Origin of the sequence: Stenotrophomonas sp. SMYL41, assembly GCF_036319965.1 — a bacterium.
Taxonomy (GTDB): domain Bacteria; phylum Pseudomonadota; class Gammaproteobacteria; order Xanthomonadales; family Xanthomonadaceae; genus Stenotrophomonas; species Stenotrophomonas maltophilia_R.
On record NZ_JAWIRX010000012.1, the window covers coordinates 30,446 to 48,472 of the forward strand.

Sequence of the window (18,027 nt, forward strand, 5' to 3'; positions counted from 1 at the left end):
ATACCCTGCAGTATTGACTTCCCCCCGAAGCGATCCATACTAGCAAGTATGGTTACGTCCCCAACTTCCGCTGCGTTCCATGACCTGCGCCTGGACGCCGCCCATGGCGCCCGCCTTGCGGCGACCGCCAGCGACCATGGCCGGCGCGGCCGCGTGCTGTTCGCGCATGGCTTCGGCCAGACCCGCCATGCCTGGAATGCCACCGCCCGCGCGTTGAACGCCGCTGGGCTGCAGACGCTGGCCTACGACGCCCGCGGCCATGGCGATTCCGACTGGAATGCTGCCGATCTGCCCTATCACGGTGAACAGTTCGCCGACGACCTGATCGTGCTGGCCGGCGAACAGCCGCGTCCGCCGGTACTGGTCGCCGCATCGATGGGCGGCCTGTTCGGCCTGCTGGCCGAGTCGCGCTGGCCGGGCCTGTTCTCGGCGATGGTGCTGGTCGACATCACCCCGCGTTGGGACACCGCCGGCGTCGAGCGCATCCTGGCCTTCATGACGGCCCATCCCGACGGCTTCGCTTCGTTGACCCAGGCCGCTGACGTGATTTCGGCGTACATGCCGCATCGTCCGCGCAAATCCGAGCAGTCGCTGCGTGCACTGCTGCGCGAGGACGGCCACGGGCGTTGGCGCTGGCATTGGGATCCGCGCCTGGTGGCCGAGCTGGCCCGCGACAGCGAACAGCACCAGGACGCACTGGCCGAAGCCGCACGCCAGGTGAAATGCCCACTGCTGCTGGTCAGCGGCGGCCGCAGCGACCTGGTCACGCCGCAGACCGTGGCCGAATTCCTGGCATTGGCGCCGCATGCGCGGCATGTACAGCTGCCGCAGGCCACGCACATGGTCGCCGGCGATGACAACGACGCCTTTACCGCTACTGTGTTGGACTATCTGGACGTGTTGCCCGCAGCGGACGCTGCGGCTTCGTCCGCCACAAACGAGCACGTCACCGGAGCACGCTCATGAGCATCGTTCTTCCCTTCCTCGCCCTGCTGCTGGCAGGCGCGTTCGTCGCCTACCACCGCATGCGGCTGGTTACCTGGACGCTGATCAGCGTGGCCCTGCTGGCCGCCTGCTGGTTCATTCCCTACGTCAACCAGACCGCCACGATCGTCGCGGCCGCCGTGCTGGCCGTCATCGCCGTGCCGCTGCTGCTGCCGTTCATCCGCAAGCCGCTGCTGACCGGCCCGATGATGAAGGTGTTCCGCAAGGTGCTGCCGCCGCTGTCGCAGACCGAGCGCATCGCGCTGGAAACCGGCTCGGTCGGTTTCGAGGGCGAACTGTTCACCGGTGATCCGGACTGGAACATCCTGCTCAACTATCCCAAGCCGCAGCTGACCGCCGAAGAACAGGCCTTCCTCGATGGCCCGGTGGAAGAGCTGTGCACCATGGTCAACGACTGGGAAATCACCCACGTCCACGCCGACCTGCCGCCAGAGCTGTGGGCCTTCATCAAGAAGAACAAGTTCTTCGGCATGATCATCCCGAAGGAATATGGCGGCCTGGGCTTCTCCGCGCTGGCCCACCACAAGGTCATCCAGAAGCTGGCCTCGGTGTCCTCGGTGGTCAGCTCCACCGTCGGCGTACCGAACTCGCTGGGCCCGGGTGAACTGCTGGTGCATTACGGCACCCAGGAACAGAAGGACCAGTACCTGCCGCGCCTGGCCGATGGCCGCGAAGTGCCCTGCTTCGGCCTGACCGGTCCGTTCGCCGGCTCCGACGCCACCTCGATCCCGGACTACGGCATCGTCTGCAAGGGCGAGTGGAACGGCGAGCAGGTACTCGGCGTCAAGCTGACCTTCGACAAGCGCTACATCACCCTGGCCCCGGTCGCTTCGCTGATCGGCCTGGCCTTCCGCATGTACGACCCGGATGGCCTGATCGGCGATACCCGCGACATCGGCATCACCCTGGGCCTGCTGCCGCGCGACACCGCCGGCGTTGAAATCGGCCGTCGCCACTTCCCGCTGAACTCGACGTTCCAGAACGGTCCGATCCGCGGCAAGGACGTGTTCATTCCGCTGACCCAGCTGATTGGTGGCGCAGCCATGGCCGGCAAGGGCTGGAACATGCTCAACGAGTGCCTGGCCGTGGGCCGCTCGATCACCCTGCCGTCCACCGCCAGCGGCGGTGCCAAGGCCGGCGCCGCCGTGACCGGCGCCTATGCGCGCATCCGCAAGCAGTTCGGCCTGTCGGTCGGCCGCTTCGAGGGCGTGGAAGAAGCACTGGCCCGCATTGGCGGCAAGGCGTACAAGATCAGCGCACTTTCGCAGGCCACCGCTGCGGCGGTCGACCGTGGTGACGTGCCGTCGGTACCGTCGGCGATCGCCAAGTATCATTGCACCAGCATGAGCCGCGAAGTGATCTCGGACATGATGGACGTGATCGGCGGCAAGGGCATCATCCTGGGGCCGCGCAATTTCGCTGGCCGCAGCTGGCAGGCCGCGCCGATCGCGATCACCGTGGAAGGCGCCAACATCATGACCCGCAGCCTGCTGATCTTCGGCCAGGGTGCGATCCTCTGCCATCCGTGGGTGCTGAAGGAAATGAAGGCCGCGCAGGATCCGGATACCCGCGCCGGCCTGCAGGACTTCGACCGCAGCCTGTTCGGCCACATCCGCTTCGGCATCTCCAATGCCGTCCGTTCGTTCTGGTTCGGCCTGACCGGCGCGCGCTTCGGTGCCGCACCGGGCGATGCCTATACCCGCCGCTACTTCCGCAAGCTGGACCGCTACTCGGCCAACCTCGCACTGATGGCCGACATCTCGATGATGACCCTCGGCGGCAAGCTGAAGTTCAAGGAATCGCTGTCCGGCCGCCTGGGCGATGTGCTGAGTCACGTCTACATGACCAGCGCCATGCTCAAGCGCTACCACGACGAAGGCGCACCGCAGGCCGACCAGCCGCTGCTGGCCTGGGCCTTCCATGACAGCGTGCACAAGATCGAAGAGTCGCTGTCGGCTGCGCTGCGCAACTTCCCGATCCGTCCGATCGGCTGGCTGATGTGGGCGCTGATCTTCCCGCTGGGCCGTCGTGCCGAGGCTCCGGGCGACCGCCTGAGCCGCCGCGTCGCCGCCCTGCTGATGGCGCCGAATGAAGCCCGCGACCGCCTGGCCAGTGGCGTGTTCCTGACCCCGTGCGAGAACAACCCGGGTGGCCGCATCAACAGCTACCTGAGCAAGGCGATCATGGCCGAGCCGGTGGAGCGCAAGTTCCTGAAGGCGCTGAAGAGCAAGGGTATCGAGGCGCTGGACTTCAAGGCGCAGCTGGACGAAGCCGTGGCCGAGGGCGTGATCACCCAGGACGAGCGCAGCCTGCTGGAAGAGCTGCGCACGCTGACCCTGGACACCATCACCGTGGACGACTTCGACACCCACGAACTGCGCGCGGCCAGCTACTACGACCGCCAGCACAAGGACCCGCATTCGCAGGCCGCCTGATCGCCCGCGAAACGCGTTGCCTCGACGGCGGGCCTTGGCCCGCCGTCGCTTTATCAGCCGACAGGAATGCCCCTCATGTCCACGCCCCTGCTCTCGCTCTACCACCGCCTGCAGCGCTGGCCCGCCGGCAACTGGCTGTTCTCGCGCGCGGTGTGCTTCAAGGCGCCCTACTTCGCCAGCATCGCGCCCATCATCACCGCACTGGAGCCAGGCCGCTGCGAAGGCGTGATCCGCCAGCACCGCCGCATCAACAACCACATTGGCACGGTACATGCGATCGCGATGTGCAACCTGGCCGAACTGGTCGGCGGAGTGATGGTGGACGCCAGCCTGCCGGCAGACATGCGTTGGATCCCCAAGGGCATGGAAGTGAAATACCAGGCCAAGGCCTTGGGCACGTTGAAGGCCGTGGCGACGCCAATGTTGTCCATCGTCAGTGCTGCGGACGGCTACGACCTGCCGGTGGGGGTCAGCGTGACCGATGCGGCAGGGACCGAGGTGTTCCATGCGACCATCGCAATGTGGGTATCGTCGCGCCCTCCGCGCACAGGCTGATCAACCATGACAACCACAGAACTACTGGTGCGCCTGGCAGGCATTCACAGTCTGGGGTTTGCCGCCTTCCATCTGGCGTTCTGGCGGCTGTTCGGCTGGAAACGCGAGCTCGCCCAGCTCGGCACAGCCAACCGCGCGATCATGCAGATCCTCAATCTGCGCGTGATCTATGTGTTCCTGGGAATGGGGCTGATCGCGCTGATCTTTGCCCCGGACCTGGTCGACACTCGTCTGGGGGTGGTCCTGCTGGGCTTCATGGCGGTGTTCTGGGTGGGCCGCGCACTTGAACAATTCGTCTTCCTGCGCATCAACGACTGGCGCGTACACCTGCTGACGGGCCTGTTCGTGCTGGGTGCGGCACTGCATGCCGTGCCGATGTGGCTGGGCTTCATGCGCGCCATCAGCCGCTGAGCGGCGACGCCTGCCAGCACGCGCCGACTTCAGAGCGCTCGCAACACCAGCGCCAGGATCGCCGGCACCGCCTGGATCATGAAAATGCGGCGGCTCACGCTGTAGGCGCCATAGCACCCGGCCACCACCACGCAGGCCAGCGAGAACGTCACCAGCACCGGCTGATCGATCACCAGCCCCACCACGATGCCCGCCGCCAGGAAGCCGTTGTAGAGGCCCTGGTTGGCCGCCAGCACGCGCGTGGTCTCGGCCTTCTCCGGCGTGTTGCGGAAGGTCTTCAGGCCCAGCGGGCGGGTCCACAGGAACATTTCAAGCACCAGGAAGTACAGGTGCAGCACAGCGACCAGCACGGTCAGCAACAGGGCGATCACTTGCATATCAAATCCAGCCTCCAGATGGTGATGGTCAACGCCGCATTTCTGCACCCTTGGGCGACCAACCTCTACGCGGTGTCCCATCAGGGTACGGAAGCGCCAAGGGCCCCGTCTCCACGACGGATAATGGCGAGGAGAGTTCCACACCTACTGGCTGGACCACCACTTTCCGCAGATGAACCCTTGGATGCTGCGACAACCGTTCCAGCATGTTCTCGTCAGAGCCGCGCCCTCCTGTTGCCCGAACGATCACCAACTGGATCCTGCGATAGCGACGCAGCAATTGGATGATGACATGGCAGCAATCACTGCAAGGGCGTCGCTCCGTAAAAAGATACAACACCCCCTCCATCCGCCTCCAATGGGAGAACCGGTAGAGCCGCCGAAGTGCCAGATCAAAGTAGTTGAGCAGCAGGAACTCCGAGTCGTGGTAGACCGATCGCTTGTGCGGGTACCCTGCACACTGATCGGCATGACGGAGTTGCTCCTCGCCTCCGCCAGGGCCCTGCCGCCTCTTCTGACCTCCCCTGCCGGCTCGAGACCCGCCTTTCAACCGCCCCGCGGTGAGTTGGGGAACAGCACTCAACCAGGCGTCTGGCTTCAGGTCATTGCTGCGGCGAAGGACGTTCAACTTTCCGTGTGTGGTGCGGGTAAGAACATCAAATTCCAGATCGCGTCGGGCTGCATCGACCACCCTCGCCAACGCTCGGGAGCTGGGGCCGATAACGTGCGGAAAGATGAGCCGACCGCCAAATCCACGCGCCGAGAAGTTCATCAGCCCGAGGTTGCCCTTGAGCCATCCTCCGACATCCTCCTCCTCATCAAGGGCGTTGGCGAAGAGCGTTCTCTCCAGGTTCCCATTTCGTAGCTGGCTGACCAGCTCCAGTACCGAAAACACCCATGCTTCCAACTGAGCCTCGTCCAGAACGTGGTCCTTCGCGCTCCCCTTGATCATCCCACTCTCCCCGAAACCAGACAATCAACAACCCTGCATGAGCCTATAGTTGCACGGCCTTCAAGCATCAATCGGCGCTCTATCGATCACGCGGCAGCTTCTTTTCTTCGCGCAGCACGCCGAACGCAGCCAGGGTCATGAAGCCGGCCACCAGCACGCCGCCGATGAACACCACATGCGAACCGAACAGGGTCAGCGCCTTGTGGATCCAGGTGAAGCCCAGGTCCGCGCCGCGGTACACCACCGTGTCGATCGCTGCGCCGGCCTTGTAGCGCCACTGCCGGTCCACGCGCGTGTAGATGGTCTCGCGCGCCGGCTTGGCCAGTGCGAATTCGCTGGCGCGGGTCATCACCTGCACCACCGCGACCATCAGCGGCATCGGCGAGGCCGCCAGCACCGAGAAGCCGATCAGGATCGCGAACCCCGGAATCAGCAGCGCCGGCGCGATGCCATGGCGCGACAGCAGCCAGCGGGTCAGGCCCACCTGCATCAGCAGCGCCAGCGCGTTCACCGCCAGGTCGATGCGCGAGAAGAACGCGGTACTGGCCGCCGGGTCGGTGAAGGCCGAGCGCACGATGCTGGCCTGCTGGTTGTACAGCAGCGTGCCGACGCCCACGCCGAACACCACCATCACCGCCAGCCAGCGCAGCAGCGGCTCGCGCACGATCAGTTTCAGGCCGTCCAGCACACTGCCACCCATCGGCTTCTCGCCGGACACCAGTTGCTGCTCGCGTTCGCGCAGCACCGCCCAGTGCCGGAGCCTCCAGATGCACAACAGGCACACGACCAGGAATCCCGCCGAGACCAGCATGAGGTTGGCGATGCCCACGCGCTGCGCCAGCGCACTGGTGATCAACGGTCCGAGGAACGCGCCAACGGTACCGGCCGCACCGATGTAGCCGTAGTAGGCACGCGCTTGTGCGTTGGAGAACACATCGGCCATGAAGCTCCAGAACACCGCCACCGCAAACAGGTTGAACACCATGACCCACAGGAAGAAGGCCATGCCCCGCCCTGGCACGTGACTGTCGAACAGTGCGTAGAACCCCAGCAGGGTGACGATGAAGAAGCCGTACACCACGGGAAGGAACACACGGCGCGGGAAGCGGCTGACCAGCCAGCCATAGACCGGCTGCAGCACCAGCATGATCACGAAGACGCAGGAGAAGAGGAACTGCAGGACGAAGTCCTTCAATGCGATGCCGTGGCTGGCGAACCAGGCGATCAGCACGGGCGGGAACACCGTTTCCAGGTCCGCCGAGGCCGCCATGGCCTCACGCACCGGACGCAGCACGTAGTAGCCGCTGAGCAGGCAGAAGAAGTACAGGAACGACCACCACAGCGCCGGCGACTCGCGCAGTGCCGCCATCAGTTCGCGCACTGGCCCCTTGCCCGGTGCCGCGCTCACGCAGCGCCTCTCGCCCACAGATGGCGGTTGGACAGCGGCATGGCAGGCTCCGGGGCGGTGAAGCGCGTACGTTAGCCAATGCACTGCAACATCGCCAGCGCGAGGCGCCCTTCCGCCTGCGGATGGGCCTGCGGATAGACCGCTCAGGCCGGCCCCGGATGACACGTTCCGACACACACTTCGCGGGCGCCAAAACTCCAACTTTTTCAACGAGATGCGCATTCATCTTCGCTTTGTTTGTGCACAGGGGAAAAGCGGCGCTAGAATCGCCATCAGCAGTCGCGCACGGGTCCAACCGATGAAAAAGAACAGCCTGCGTCGTCCGATCCGTTCGGCGGCCACCGGTTTGCTGGGCATGTTGATGCCCGTTGCCTTGTCCACCACCGCGCAGACACCGCCGGCGTTGCCGCCGATGCCGACCAACATCGAATCCGCTGCGGCTCCCAGCGTCGCCCACACCCAGCCGGCGGCCTACCGCACCGGCCTGGTGCCGCAGGTGCAGGCGCCGGCGGCTGGCTTCAACGTCGCCAACATCGAATCGATGGCGCAGCAGCTCACCTATGGCGAGCGCGTGCCGGGCATGGCGGTGGCGATCGTGCAGGGCGGCCGTATCCTCAGCGCGCGCGGCTATGGCGTCACCGACGTCAACAACCCGCTGCCGGTCGATGCGCACACCGTGTTCCGGCTGGCCTCGCTGTCCAAGGCCTTCGCCGGCACCATGGCTGGCCTGCTGGTCAACGACGGCACGCTGCGCTGGGACAGCAAGGTCACCGACTATGTGCCGGGCTTCCGTTTGAACTCGCCGGAAGCCACTGACCGCCTGACCGTGGCCGACGTGCTCAGCCATCGCGTCGGCCTGCCGTACAACGCCTACGACCGCGACATCGAAGGCAATGCCGAGTACTACGCGCTGACCCAGAAACTGGCCAACACCAGCCTGAAGTGCCTGCCGGGCGACTGCTACGCCTACCAGAACGTAGCCTTCAGCCTGATCGGCGACGTCGTCTATGCGGCCTCCGGCAGCTTCTACGAGCAGTCGGTCGAGCGCCGCATCTTCAAGCCGCTGGGCATGAATGATGCCAGCCTCGGCCTGGCCGGCATCCAGGCCAGCTCGCGCTGGGCGCGTCCGCACGTGCGCAGCCGCAATGGCTGGGTCTCGCTGATGCCGAAGCCTACCTATTACCGCGTTGCTCCGGCCGCTGGCGTCAACGCCAGCGCCAGCGACATGGCGCAGTGGCTGCTGGCCCACACCGGCCATCGCCCCGACGTGCTGCCGGCACCGTTGCTGGCCACCCTGCATTCGAGCCTGATCAACACGCCGGGCGAGATGCGTTCGGGCTGGCGCCGCGAGCGCCTGCACTCGGCCGGCTATGCACTGGGCTGGCGCACCTTCGATTACGCCGGCCACGACGTGGTGTTCCATGCCGGTGCCGTGCAGGGCTATCGCGGCCTGGTCGCGCTGGTGCCGGAACGCGATCTCGGTATCGCCATCATGTGGAACGGCGAAAGCAGCCTGCCCAGCGGCCTGCTGCCGACCGTGCTTGATTCCGCGCTCGGCCTGCCGACACAGCGCTGGCTGGACGTGGACACCGACTTCGGCAGCGACAACCTGATGGCCGAGGGCGCGAGCCCGGCGCAGCAGGACAAGCGCAAGGGCAAGGGTGCTTCGAGCAACCGTGCGGTGGCATCGCCACGCTGATCTGGCGGGCTCGACCGTAGGCGCAAAGGGCGGCGTGCAGGCCGCCCTTTTTTGTTGGCATGTGTAGCCGGTGCAATCGCGTCCACCGTGATGCCCTGGCCACCTCCGACAATCCCTTGCTCCACAGGTGCAGTGCCGCCTTCGCCGCGGTGGCGGCATTCACCGCACGCGGTTCCATCGAGCCGCTGAATTGATCACCCGCTTCCATGCCGCGCCTGCATGCAGGGCAACAGCGCCTGGGTCAGCCATCGCCCGGCGGAGAAGTTCAGCGCGATCACTTCCTCCCGGATACTGTCAGCGTCATCGACCGTGGTTGGCCGGGAGGGCGCCTGCGGCGACGCCCAGGCACAGCACCCGCCTCTGGCACCGGCAGGCACGCTGCGTATCAGTGCACCGGTGATCTTCGGTACGCATGCGCTGGTACCGGCACTGGCCGAGTACAGGGCGCGTCATCCGGATGTCCGGGTCGAAGCCACGCTGGCGGATCGTGTGCTCGACTTTGCCGAAGAGGGCTTCGAAGCGGCGCTGTGCATCGACAGTAGCGTGCTGGTGGCGCGTGCACTACCCGCCTATCGCCTGATGATGTGTGCCTCGCCGGGGTACCTGGCCAGGCATGGCACGCCACTCAGCGTACTGGCACGTGCCGGCCATCAATGCCGGTCGTTCGAACCGAGCGCACCTGCAAGTGGCGGCAGGCCGATGCTGGCAGGCTCGACCGTGTGCCCGACGACCGTTGCCACTCCACCCGCCTGTGCAGCTTCCTCGACGTCCTGGTGGAGCGCTTCCCGCCCCCGGCGCTGGCATTGCCCGCCGATACGCGGGCATAAAAAAACCCCCTCCCCGCTGGGCAGCCAGGGAAGGGGGTTTCAGGATGCGGCTATCGGGAAGTACTTAGATCAGCGGCGCCGGGGTTGCCGGCAGAGCGACCGGAGCGGCCTTCTTCTTGCGGGCGGCCGGCTTGCGCTTGGCAACCTTCTTCGCTGCCTTCTTCGGGGCAGCCTTCTTGGTGGCCTTCTTCGCGGTCTTCTTTACTGCCTTCTTGGCGGTCTTCTTGACGGCCTTCTTGGCAGTGGCCTTCTTCGCGACCTTCTTGGCCGGCTTGCGGGCCGTTGCCTTCTTGGCAGTCTTCTTGGTGGCCTTCTTGGCTACCTTCTTGACAGCCTTCTTGGCGGTCTTCTTGACGGCCTTCTTGGCAGCGGACTTCTTGGCTACCTTCTTCGCCGCCTTCTTCACTGCCTTCTTCGCAGTGGTCTTCTTGGCGACCTTCTTCGCAGCCTTCTTCACTGCCTTCTTGGCAGTCGCCTTCTTCGCGACCTTCTTCACTGCCTTCTTGGCAGCGGCCTTCTTCGCGACCTTCTTCACCGCTTTCTTGGCGGCGGGCTTCTTCTTCGCAGCTTTCTTGGTTGCCATGGGATGGCTCCTCGTCAGTGATAGGGAGTTGAAACGCCCAGTTGGATCAAACCCGCGGATGCTGCGTGCGGGGACCGCCGGCGCGTCAGGCGCGCCGTTACGGATGCGGCAATGCCCACCTCGATCGGCGGAGCGGGCATCGGAACGGGAGTTGCCTTGCATTTCTCCGGGGGAAGCGGGGCCATGTCCACCGTCATCAGGGTCGCGGTGGTCTTGAAGGGGCTGCTTCGCATCGGACGATTGATTCTGCGCACTCGGTTGGGCAGGCAAGGTCTGCTGAGGCGAAACCTAATCACGGTTTTTTTTACTGTCAACAACCCCCGCGAAAAATTTTCACATCCGCGCCGTTCCGGGCGCCTTCGGCGCCACCACTCTGCACGGCCTGCAACGACGGTGGAAGCGGCGCGCACGCGCGTTGCCTGCATCGATGCCAATGCAGGCGTTGATCAAAAAACACTTGAAATAAGCACTCCGCGCAGATAGGCGCAGGTTGGGCACAACAGCGTGCGCGCATCGGCGATGGTCACCGGCACCGCCGCCAACACCAGCACAACGGCACCGCAACAGGGGGCGAAAAGTTTTCACATTCGAACGCCTCGGCGCGGGGCTGAAACGCGGATTTGCGCAAAACTGCGCACGTCCATCGGCACCGTTCGTCTGTCGGCTGATGCCACGCCGAGGGTGCACAGCGAACCCCGCGTCATGAGTCCGACGCGGTCGCCAAAACAAAAACGGCCACCCGAAGGTGGCCGTGTCCGAACCCGGAAGCGACGACTCAGTGGTCGTCGTTCTCCAGGACTTCGGCGTACGCGTCCGGGTCCAGCAGTTCGTTGACCTCTTCGGCGTTGGTCAGTTCGACCACGAACATCCAGCCTTCGCCGTAGGCATCTTCGTTGATGGTTTCCGGCTTGTCGGACAGCGCCGAGTTGACCTCGACGACCGTGCCGCTGATCGGGCTGTAGACGTCCGAGGCGGCCTTCACCGACTCTACAACGGCGATCTGTTCGCCGGCCTTGGCCTCGGCGCCGACTTCGGGCAGTTCGACGTAGACCAGGTCACCCAGCAGGCCCTGGGCGTGGTCGGAAATACCGACGGTGACGCGGCCATTGCCTTCGACACGGGCCCACTCATGGGACTTGAGGAACTTGAGGTCGCCGGGGATCTCGCTCATGGGACTGCTCCAGAGATATGCAGGGGTGGAAAAAACGGGGCTAGTGTAACCAACCGGCCGCCACTGCTGTCAGTGACGACCGGCACGTTCGGATCAGGCGTCGGCGAGCACGCCGGGCTGGGCCTGGCCTTCGCGCACGAACGGGAACTTGACCACGCGCACCGGCACCTGCCGGCCACGGATGTCGACGGTGACCTCGCCGAGCTCGCCGGCCGGCACTCGGGCAAAGGCGATGCCCTTGGCCAGGGTCGGCGAGAAGGTACCGGACAGGATCTCGCCCAGGCCACTGGCGGTGGTCACCGCCTGGCCGTGGCGCAGCACGCCCTTCTCGTCCATCACCAGGCCGATCATCTGGCGCGCGGTGCCGGCGGCCTTCTGTGCTTCCAGCGCGTCGCGGCCGATGAAGTCGCGGCCTTCGTCCAGCGACACGGTCCAGGCCAGCGCCGCTTCATACGGGCTGATCGCTTCGTCCATGTCCTGGCCGTACAGGTTCATGCCGGCTTCCAGGCGCAGGGTGTCGCGCGCGCCGAGCCCGGCCGGCTTCACGCCTGCCGCCAGCAGGCGGTTCCAGAAGGCGACCACGGCATCCTGCGGCAGCAGGATCTCGAAACCGTCTTCACCGGTGTAACCGGTGCGGGCGACGAACAGCTCGACGCCGTCTTCGGACTGCGCCTGCAGGGCGGCGAAGCGGCCCAGCTTGGTCAGCGCTGCACGGTCGGCTTCGCGGGTCAGGCCGATGACGATGTCGCGCGCCTGCGGGCCCTGCACGGCGAGGATGGCCAGGTCCGGGCGCTGCTCGACGGAAACATCGAACGGTGCTGCCTGCTCGCGCAGCCAGGCCAGGTCCTTCTCGCGGGTGGAGGCGTTGACCACCATGCGGAAGAAGTCGTCGCCCAGGTAGTAGACGATCAGGTCGTCGATGACGCCGCCGCGCGGGTTCAGCATGCACGAGTACAGCGCCTTGCCGGTCACCTTCAGCTTGTCGACCGAGTTGGCCAGCAGGCGGCGCAGGAACGGCTTGACCTGCTCGCCGCGCAGGTCGACCACGGTCATGTGGCTGACGTCGAACACACCGGACTCGCGGCGCACCAGGTGGTGCTCGTCCAGCTGCGAGCCGTAGTGGATGGGCATGTCCCAACCCCCGAAATCGACCATCTTGGCGCCAAGGGCGCGGTGGGTATCGTTGAGCAGCGTCTTCTGGGTCATGACCGGGTCCGGCAGCAGAGGAAACAAGAACCGCCATTATCCCAGATCGGTCGCCCGCAGGCGTGCCGCAGCGCAGCGGTTCGTGGAAGCGGAAGCCCGGCCAGGCCCGTCCTTTCCCTTTCGGGCGAGGCAGTGGTTGCGGTGCACCGCAACCGCCTGCTACAGGTGCACCCGCCCACGCAGGATGTCGGCGAACATCACCCAGTCACCCATGAATGAATACAGCGGGTGCCGGAAGGTCGCCGGGCGGTTCTTCTCGAAGAAGAAATGGCCGACCCAGGCGAACCCGTAACCGCAGAACAGAGCAGCGAGCAGGAGCAGCGGTTGGCCGCGCAGCACGGCAGCAGCAACCAGCAGCAGCACCCCGCAGCTGCCGATGAAGTGCAGCCGCCGCGAGACCGGATGGCGGTGCTCGCTGAGATAGAACGGATAGAACTCGCGGAAGCTGGCGAAACGGGTCATGCGCGTGCTCCGGGCGGCGGGGTCACCACCATCATGCGCCTTCCCGGGAGGGAAAGCGGTCTGGACGGCCTGGCCGATTTCGACAGGGCATCGCATGATCCGGTGGCGGTGCCTTTGTAGAGTCGCGCCACGCTCGACGCTACAGGAGAGAGAGCGCGCGAGCGGTCGAGTCTGGCTCGACGCTACACCGAGGGCGCGCGCGGACCGAACATGATCACCGCCATGCCGGCCAGGCACAGGGCTGCACCGAGCAGGTCCCAGCGACTGGGACGAATGCCGTCGACCAGCCACAACCAGAACAGTGCGGTACCGATGTAGACACCACCGTAGGCGGCATAGACGCGTCCACTGGCGGTGGGATGCAGGGTCAGCAACCACGCGAACAGGGCCAGGCTGGCCGCCGCCGGCAGTAGCAACCAGACGCTGCCCCCCTTGCGCAGCCACAGCCACGGCAGGTAGCAGCCGACGATCTCGGCCAACGCGGTCAGCAGGAACAGGCCGAGCGTCTTCACGCCTTTTCCGCGGCCTTGGCGTGCTGCCACAGCGCTTCCTGCGCCTCCAGGTCCAGTGCAGCCAATGCCTCGCCCTGCGCGTCGGCCTGCGCTTCCATGGCGCGGAAGCGACGTTCGAACTTGTGGTTGGCCCCGCGCAGCGCAGCGCCCAGATCGATATCGGCGTGCCGGGCCAGGTTGGCGCAGACGAACAGCAGGTCGCCCAGCTCTTCCTGCAGGCGCGCCTTGTTGCCTGCGATGTCTCCGCGCTCGAACTCCTCGCGCAGTTCCTGCAGCTCCTCGGCCGCCTTGTCCAGCACCGGCAGCGGGCCCGGCCAGTCGAAACCGACCTTGGCCGCGCGCGACTGCAGCTTCACAGCGCGCTGCCATTCCGGCAGGCCGCGCGAGATACCGGCCAGTGCGGAGGTGTCCTGCTCGCCCTTGGCAGCACGCTCGGCGCGCTTGATCGCCTCCCAGTTGCGCATCACCCCATCGGCATCGTCGACGCTGACATCGGCGAACACGTGCGGATGGCGGCGTTGCATCTTGTCGCTGATCGCACGGGCGACCTCGGCGAAGGCGAACGCGCCCTGTTCCTCGGCCATGCGCGCATGGAACACCACCTGCAGCAGCAGGTCACCGAGCTCGTCGCAGAGATCGTCGAGGTCACCCCGGTCGATCGCATCGGCGACCTCGTAGGCTTCCTCGATGGTGTACGGGGCGATGGTCGCGAAGTTCTGTTCCAGGTCCCACGGGCAGCCACCCTGCGGATCGCGCAGGCGCGCCATGATCGACAGCAGGCGCTCGAGTTCGTTGCTGGCGGCGCTGCCGGTGGTGGGGGTGTCGTGCGCGCTCATGCGGACTCCAGGTTCAATCGGACAACCAGTCGCGCCACGGCAGGCTGGTATCACCAAGGGCAATGAAATCGCCGTTCAACAGGGTCTCGCGGCGGTTGTAGCGGAACGGCTTGCCGGTTGCGGCCGACAGCACCGCGCCACCAGCGGCATGCAGCACGCACTGGCCGGCGGCGGTATCCCATTCGGAGGTCGGGCCGAGCCGCGGATAGACATCCAGGCCACCTTCGGCGATCCGGCAGAACTTCAGCGACGAGCCCTGCGCGATGGTCTCGATGCGGCCCATGCGCGCCAGCAGCGCCTCGGTTTCCGGCGAGCGGTGCGAACGGCTGGCGGCAACGCGCAGCGGTGCGGTGGCCGGCGTGCGGGTGCGCAGCACGGTGTCGTGCAGGCCCTGCCGCCGATAGGCCAGCTCGCCGCGCATGGCATGCCAGACGATGCCGGTGACCGGCGCCAGCACCACGCCGAAGGCCGGCGCGCCCTGGTAGATCAAGGCGATGTTGACGCTGAACTCACCGTTGCGCTTGACGAACTCGCGGGTGCCGTCGAGTGGATCCACCAGCCAGTACGCGCCCCAGTGGCGGCGCTGCTCCCAGCCCACCTGCGCCGATTCCTCGGACAGGATCGGCAGGTCCGGGGTCAGCTGGCGCAGGCCCAGCTCAATGACCTGGTTGGCGGCCAGGTCGGCCGCGGTGACCGGGCTGTTGTCGTCCTTGATCTGCACCTCGAAGCCATCGGCATACACCTGCATGATGGCCTGTCCGGCTTCCTGGGCGATGGCGATGGCGGTCTCGCGCAGGTCCGTCGTCAGCTTGATCATCGCGGTCCCTGCAGCCACTGCCGGGCAATGAACAGCGCCGCCAGCGAGCGTCCCTCGGAGAAGTCCTCGCGCAGCATCAGCTGGTCCAGTTCGGCCAGCTTCCACGGCACCACTTCCAGCTCCTCCGGCTCGTCACCGGCCAGCTTTTCCGGGTACAGGTCGCGCGCCACCACCAGCCACGACTGGTGGCTCATGTAGGTCGGGGCCAGGGTCATCGCGCGCAGCACGTCGACCCGGCGCGCACCATAGCCGGCCTCTTCCTTCAGTTCGCGGTCGGCCGCCTGCTCGGGCGTCTCGCCGGCGTCGATCCGGCCCTTCACCAGCCCCAGTTCGTAACGGTGCATGCCGGCGGCGTATTCACGTACCAGCAGCACGGTTTCGTCGTCGAGCATCGGCACCACCACCACCGCACCGTGCCCACGACTGACCAGGCGTTCGAAGCGGCGGCGTTCACCGTTGGAGAACTCCAGGTCAAGATGCTGGCGCTGGAACGGCCCGTTCTCCTCATCGGTGATGCGATGGATGATCGGCAAGCGACGGCCGGCACGGTCATCGTTCATGCGGAATCTCCGCGGCGACCGGCGGCTGCGCCGGGGCCGATAGAATGTGCAGGCAGCAACATGTTCATGAGCCCGAAATGCTAGCAGACCCAACCCCCTCCCCGCTGGCCCGCCACTGGCGGCAGCGCGACCTGCAGGTGCTGTGGCACCCGTGCACGCAGATGCGTGAGCATCCGGACACCCTGCCGCTGGTGCCGATTGCCCGTGGTGAAGGCGCGTGGTTGATCGACCACGACGGCAACCGCTATCTGGATGCGGTCAGCAGCTGGTGGACCAATCTGTTCGGCCACGCCGAACCGCGCATCGGTGGCGCCATCGCCGCCCAGGCCGGGCAACTGGAACAGGTGATGCTGGCCGGTTTCGGCCACGAGCCGGCGATCACCCTGGCCGAACGCCTGCTGGCACTGGCGCCACGCCAGGCCGGCCGTGCACCGCTGGCCAAGGTGTTCTATGCCGACAACGGTTCGGCCGGCGTGGAAGTAGCGCTGAAGATGGCCTTCCAGTATTTCCAGAACCGTGCAGAGCCCCGGCGCACGCGCTTCATCGCACTCGAGAATGGCTACCACGGCGAAACCCTGGGCGCGTTGGCGCTGGGTGACATCCCGCTGTACCGCCGCGTCTATGCGCCGCTGCTGGCCGAAGGCCTGTTCGCCCCCTCGCCCGATGCCTACCTGGCCGAACCGGGCCAGAGCGCGGCCGATCGCGCGCGGCAGGCGGCCGATGGCCTGGCCACGCTGTTCGACCAGCATCCCGGCGAGATCTGTGCGGTGGTGCTGGAACCGCGCCTGCAGTGTGCCGGCGGCATGCGCATGCATGACCCGGTCTACCTGCAGCGCGTGCGCGAACTGTGCGATGCCCATGGCGCGTTCATGATCGCCGACGAGATCGCCACCGGCTTCGGCCGCACCGGCACCCTGTTCGCCTGCGAGCAGGCCGGGGTGATGCCGGACCTGATGTGCCTGTCCAAGGGCCTGACCGGCGGCTTCCTGCCACTGGCTGCCGTACTGGCGACGCAGGCGCTGTATGACGCCTTCCTCGACGACTCGCGCGAGCGCGCCTTCCTGCATTCGCACAGTTACACCGGCAACCCGCTGGCCTGCGCTGCGGCGCTGGCGACGCTGGACATCTTCCGCGACGACGATGTGATCGCGCGCAACCGGGGCATCGCCTCGGTGATGGGCACGCTGGCGGCGCCGTTTGCCGACCACCCGCACGTGGCCGACGTGCGCCAGGCCGGCATGGTGGTGGCGTTCGAGCTGTCGCGCGACGGCGACAAGCGCGCGCCGTTTGACCCGGGCCTGAGGCTGGGCCTGCAGGCCTACAAGGCCGCGCTCAAGCGCGGCGTGGTGCTGCGCCCACTGGGCGACGTGCTGTACTGGATGCCACCCTATTGCGTGGATGACGAACAACTGGAGCTGCTGGCACACACCACGCTGGCGGCCATCGACGAGGCGATTGCATGCGCGTGACCCGCTGCCCCATCGACCTGGCGCTGCACAGCGGTCAGACCGTGACCCTGCCGGAAGAGACCGCCAACCATCTGGTGCGGGTGATGCGCCTGCGCGAGGGAGACACCTGCGTGCTGTTCAACGGCGACGGCCATGACTACAGCGCCACGCTGACCGTGGCCGGCAAGCGCGAAGTGCAGGTGCGCATCGACGCGGTGCAGGCCATCGGCAACGAATCCCCGCTGGCGATCACCCTGCTGCAGGGCATCGCCCGTGGCGAGAAGATGGACCTGATCCTGCAGAAGGCGACCGAGCTGGGCGTGGCCGCGATCCTTCCGGTCAACGCCGAGCGCACCGAGGTGAAGCTGGATGCGGCACGGGCCGAGAAGCGGGTGGCGCACTGGAACAACGTGGTGACCTCGGCCTGCGGACAATCCGGGCGAGCACGCATTCCGCAGGTGGGCTCCCCGCTGTCGCTGGCGCAGGCTGCGGCGGCGCTGCCAGCCGATTCGCTGCGGCTGACCCTGGATCCGCAGGGCGCGCATCGCCTGTCGACGCTGGAAGCCGCTCCCGCGGGCGGCATCGTGATTGCGATCGGCCCGGAAGGCGGCTGGTCACCTCGCGATCGCGATCAATTGGCCGCGGCAGGATTCCAGGGGTTGCAGCTGGGGCCGCGGATCCTGCGCACGGAAACGGCCGGACTGGCCGCGATCGCGGCGTTGCAGGCGCGGTTGGGCGATCTGGGGTAAGGCGCAGCTCCCCT

At 66.3% G+C, this 18,027-nt stretch carries 20 protein-coding genes and 1 pseudogene; 10 read left to right on the forward strand and 11 right to left on the reverse strand.

Going from position 1 to position 18,027, the window contains the following annotated elements; all coding sequences use genetic code 11:
- Positions 1-48 precede the first annotated feature (48 nt).
- From V3B30_RS14530 to V3B30_RS14545, 4 genes are all read left to right on the forward strand, one after another.
- Positions 49-966 carry an alpha/beta hydrolase gene (locus V3B30_RS14530; RefSeq protein ID WP_100473634.1) on the forward strand — a complete coding sequence of 306 codons (918 nt, stop codon included), beginning with the start codon at positions 49-51 and terminating at the stop codon, positions 964-966.
- A complete protein-coding gene (locus V3B30_RS14535; RefSeq protein WP_262082860.1) occupies positions 963-3,440 on the forward strand; it encodes an acyl-CoA dehydrogenase in 2,478 nt (825 codons plus the stop codon). Before V3B30_RS14530 ends, V3B30_RS14535 begins: the two co-directional genes overlap by 4 nt.
- Positions 3,441-3,515: 75 nt before the next feature.
- Positions 3,516-3,995 (forward strand): hotdog fold domain-containing protein, encoded by a 480-nt coding sequence (locus V3B30_RS14540; protein WP_262082861.1) that lies wholly within the window; start codon positions 3,516-3,518, stop codon positions 3,993-3,995.
- A 27-nt stretch (positions 3,996-4,022) separates the two neighbouring features.
- Positions 4,023-4,406 carry a hypothetical protein gene (locus tag V3B30_RS14545; protein ID WP_232289652.1) on the forward strand — a complete coding sequence of 128 codons (384 nt, stop codon included), beginning with the start codon at positions 4,023-4,025 and terminating at the stop codon, positions 4,404-4,406.
- A gap of 29 nt (positions 4,407-4,435) precedes the next feature.
- Here V3B30_RS14545 and V3B30_RS14550 read toward each other — a convergent pair whose 3' ends face one another.
- From V3B30_RS14550 to V3B30_RS14560, 3 genes are all read right to left on the reverse strand, one after another.
- Positions 4,436-4,783 (reverse strand): DUF1304 domain-containing protein, encoded by a 348-nt coding sequence (locus tag V3B30_RS14550; protein ID WP_014038168.1) that lies wholly within the window; start codon positions 4,781-4,783, stop codon positions 4,436-4,438.
- 28 nt (positions 4,784-4,811) lie between these two features.
- Positions 4,812-5,735 (reverse strand): hypothetical protein, encoded by a 924-nt coding sequence (locus tag V3B30_RS14555; protein ID WP_099562610.1) that lies wholly within the window; start codon positions 5,733-5,735, stop codon positions 4,812-4,814.
- Between the two features lie 79 nt (positions 5,736-5,814).
- Entirely contained in the window at positions 5,815-7,104 is a 1,290-nt protein-coding gene (locus tag V3B30_RS14560; protein ID WP_262082922.1) for an MFS transporter, read from the reverse strand.
- Positions 7,105-7,441: 337 nt separating this feature from the next.
- Here V3B30_RS14560 and V3B30_RS14565 point away from each other — a divergent pair, with 337 nt between their 5' ends.
- The 3 genes and pseudogenes from V3B30_RS14565 to V3B30_RS14575 all read left to right on the forward strand — a co-directional run bounded on the left by V3B30_RS14565 (position 7,442) and on the right by V3B30_RS14575 (position 9,669).
- Positions 7,442-8,842, forward strand: coding sequence for a serine hydrolase domain-containing protein (locus tag V3B30_RS14565; RefSeq protein ID WP_100473638.1), 1,401 nt, complete (start codon positions 7,442-7,444; stop codon positions 8,840-8,842).
- Positions 8,843-9,061: 219 nt separating this feature from the next.
- Positions 9,062-9,460: pseudogene (locus V3B30_RS14570) on the forward strand (LysR substrate-binding domain-containing protein); the annotation flags it as partial.
- A 35-nt stretch (positions 9,461-9,495) separates the two neighbouring features.
- Positions 9,496-9,669, forward strand: a complete 174-nt coding sequence (locus V3B30_RS14575) for a hypothetical protein (RefSeq protein WP_262082925.1) — start codon at positions 9,496-9,498, stop codon at positions 9,667-9,669.
- 64 nt (positions 9,670-9,733) lie between these two features.
- On the opposite strand, the gene V3B30_RS14580 is transcribed toward V3B30_RS14575, so the two are convergent.
- On the reverse strand, positions 9,734-10,252 hold the full coding sequence (locus tag V3B30_RS14580) for a histone (RefSeq protein WP_100473639.1): 519 nt from the start codon (positions 10,250-10,252) through the stop codon (positions 9,734-9,736).
- 183 nt (positions 10,253-10,435) lie between these two features.
- Here V3B30_RS14580 and V3B30_RS14585 point away from each other — a divergent pair, with 183 nt between their 5' ends.
- Positions 10,436-10,735 (forward strand): hypothetical protein, encoded by a 300-nt coding sequence (locus tag V3B30_RS14585; protein ID WP_262082862.1) that lies wholly within the window; start codon positions 10,436-10,438, stop codon positions 10,733-10,735.
- Positions 10,736-11,027: 292 nt separating this feature from the next.
- On the opposite strand, the gene gcvH is transcribed toward V3B30_RS14585, so the two are convergent.
- From gcvH to nudE, 7 genes are all read right to left on the reverse strand, one after another.
- Positions 11,028-11,423 (reverse strand): glycine cleavage system protein GcvH, encoded by a 396-nt coding sequence (gcvH, locus tag V3B30_RS14590; RefSeq protein WP_100473640.1) that lies wholly within the window; start codon positions 11,421-11,423, stop codon positions 11,028-11,030.
- A 93-nt stretch (positions 11,424-11,516) separates the two neighbouring features.
- Complete coding sequence (gene gcvT, locus V3B30_RS14595) at positions 11,517-12,629, reverse strand: glycine cleavage system aminomethyltransferase GcvT (protein WP_100473641.1); 1,113 nt, start codon at positions 12,627-12,629, stop codon at positions 11,517-11,519.
- Between the two features lie 159 nt (positions 12,630-12,788).
- Complete coding sequence (locus tag V3B30_RS14600) at positions 12,789-13,091, reverse strand: DUF962 domain-containing protein (protein WP_100473642.1); 303 nt, start codon at positions 13,089-13,091, stop codon at positions 12,789-12,791.
- Positions 13,092-13,273: 182 nt separating this feature from the next.
- Positions 13,274-13,603 carry a YnfA family protein gene (locus V3B30_RS14605; protein ID WP_100473643.1) on the reverse strand — a complete coding sequence of 110 codons (330 nt, stop codon included), beginning with the start codon at positions 13,601-13,603 and terminating at the stop codon, positions 13,274-13,276.
- Positions 13,600-14,439, reverse strand: a complete 840-nt coding sequence (gene mazG / locus V3B30_RS14610; RefSeq protein ID WP_100473644.1) for a nucleoside triphosphate pyrophosphohydrolase — start codon at positions 14,437-14,439, stop codon at positions 13,600-13,602. The genes V3B30_RS14605 and mazG overlap by 4 nt, the downstream gene beginning before the upstream one ends.
- A gap of 13 nt (positions 14,440-14,452) precedes the next feature.
- Positions 14,453-15,256, reverse strand: coding sequence for a 3'(2'),5'-bisphosphate nucleotidase CysQ (gene cysQ / locus V3B30_RS14615; protein WP_100440360.1), 804 nt, complete (start codon positions 15,254-15,256; stop codon positions 14,453-14,455).
- Positions 15,253-15,816, reverse strand: coding sequence for an ADP compounds hydrolase NudE (gene nudE, locus V3B30_RS14620; protein ID WP_100473645.1), 564 nt, complete (start codon positions 15,814-15,816; stop codon positions 15,253-15,255). The genes cysQ and nudE overlap by 4 nt, the downstream gene beginning before the upstream one ends.
- 77 nt (positions 15,817-15,893) lie before the next feature.
- On the opposite strand from nudE, the gene bioA reads away from it, so the two are divergent.
- Positions 15,894-17,285, forward strand: a complete 1,392-nt coding sequence (gene bioA, locus V3B30_RS14625; protein ID WP_262082863.1) for an adenosylmethionine--8-amino-7-oxononanoate transaminase — start codon at positions 15,894-15,896, stop codon at positions 17,283-17,285.
- On the forward strand, positions 17,276-18,013 hold the full coding sequence (locus tag V3B30_RS14630) for a 16S rRNA (uracil(1498)-N(3))-methyltransferase (protein ID WP_087923379.1): 738 nt from the start codon (positions 17,276-17,278) through the stop codon (positions 18,011-18,013). Before bioA ends, V3B30_RS14630 begins: the two co-directional genes overlap by 10 nt.
- The last annotated feature ends 14 nt before the right edge of the window (positions 18,014-18,027 follow it).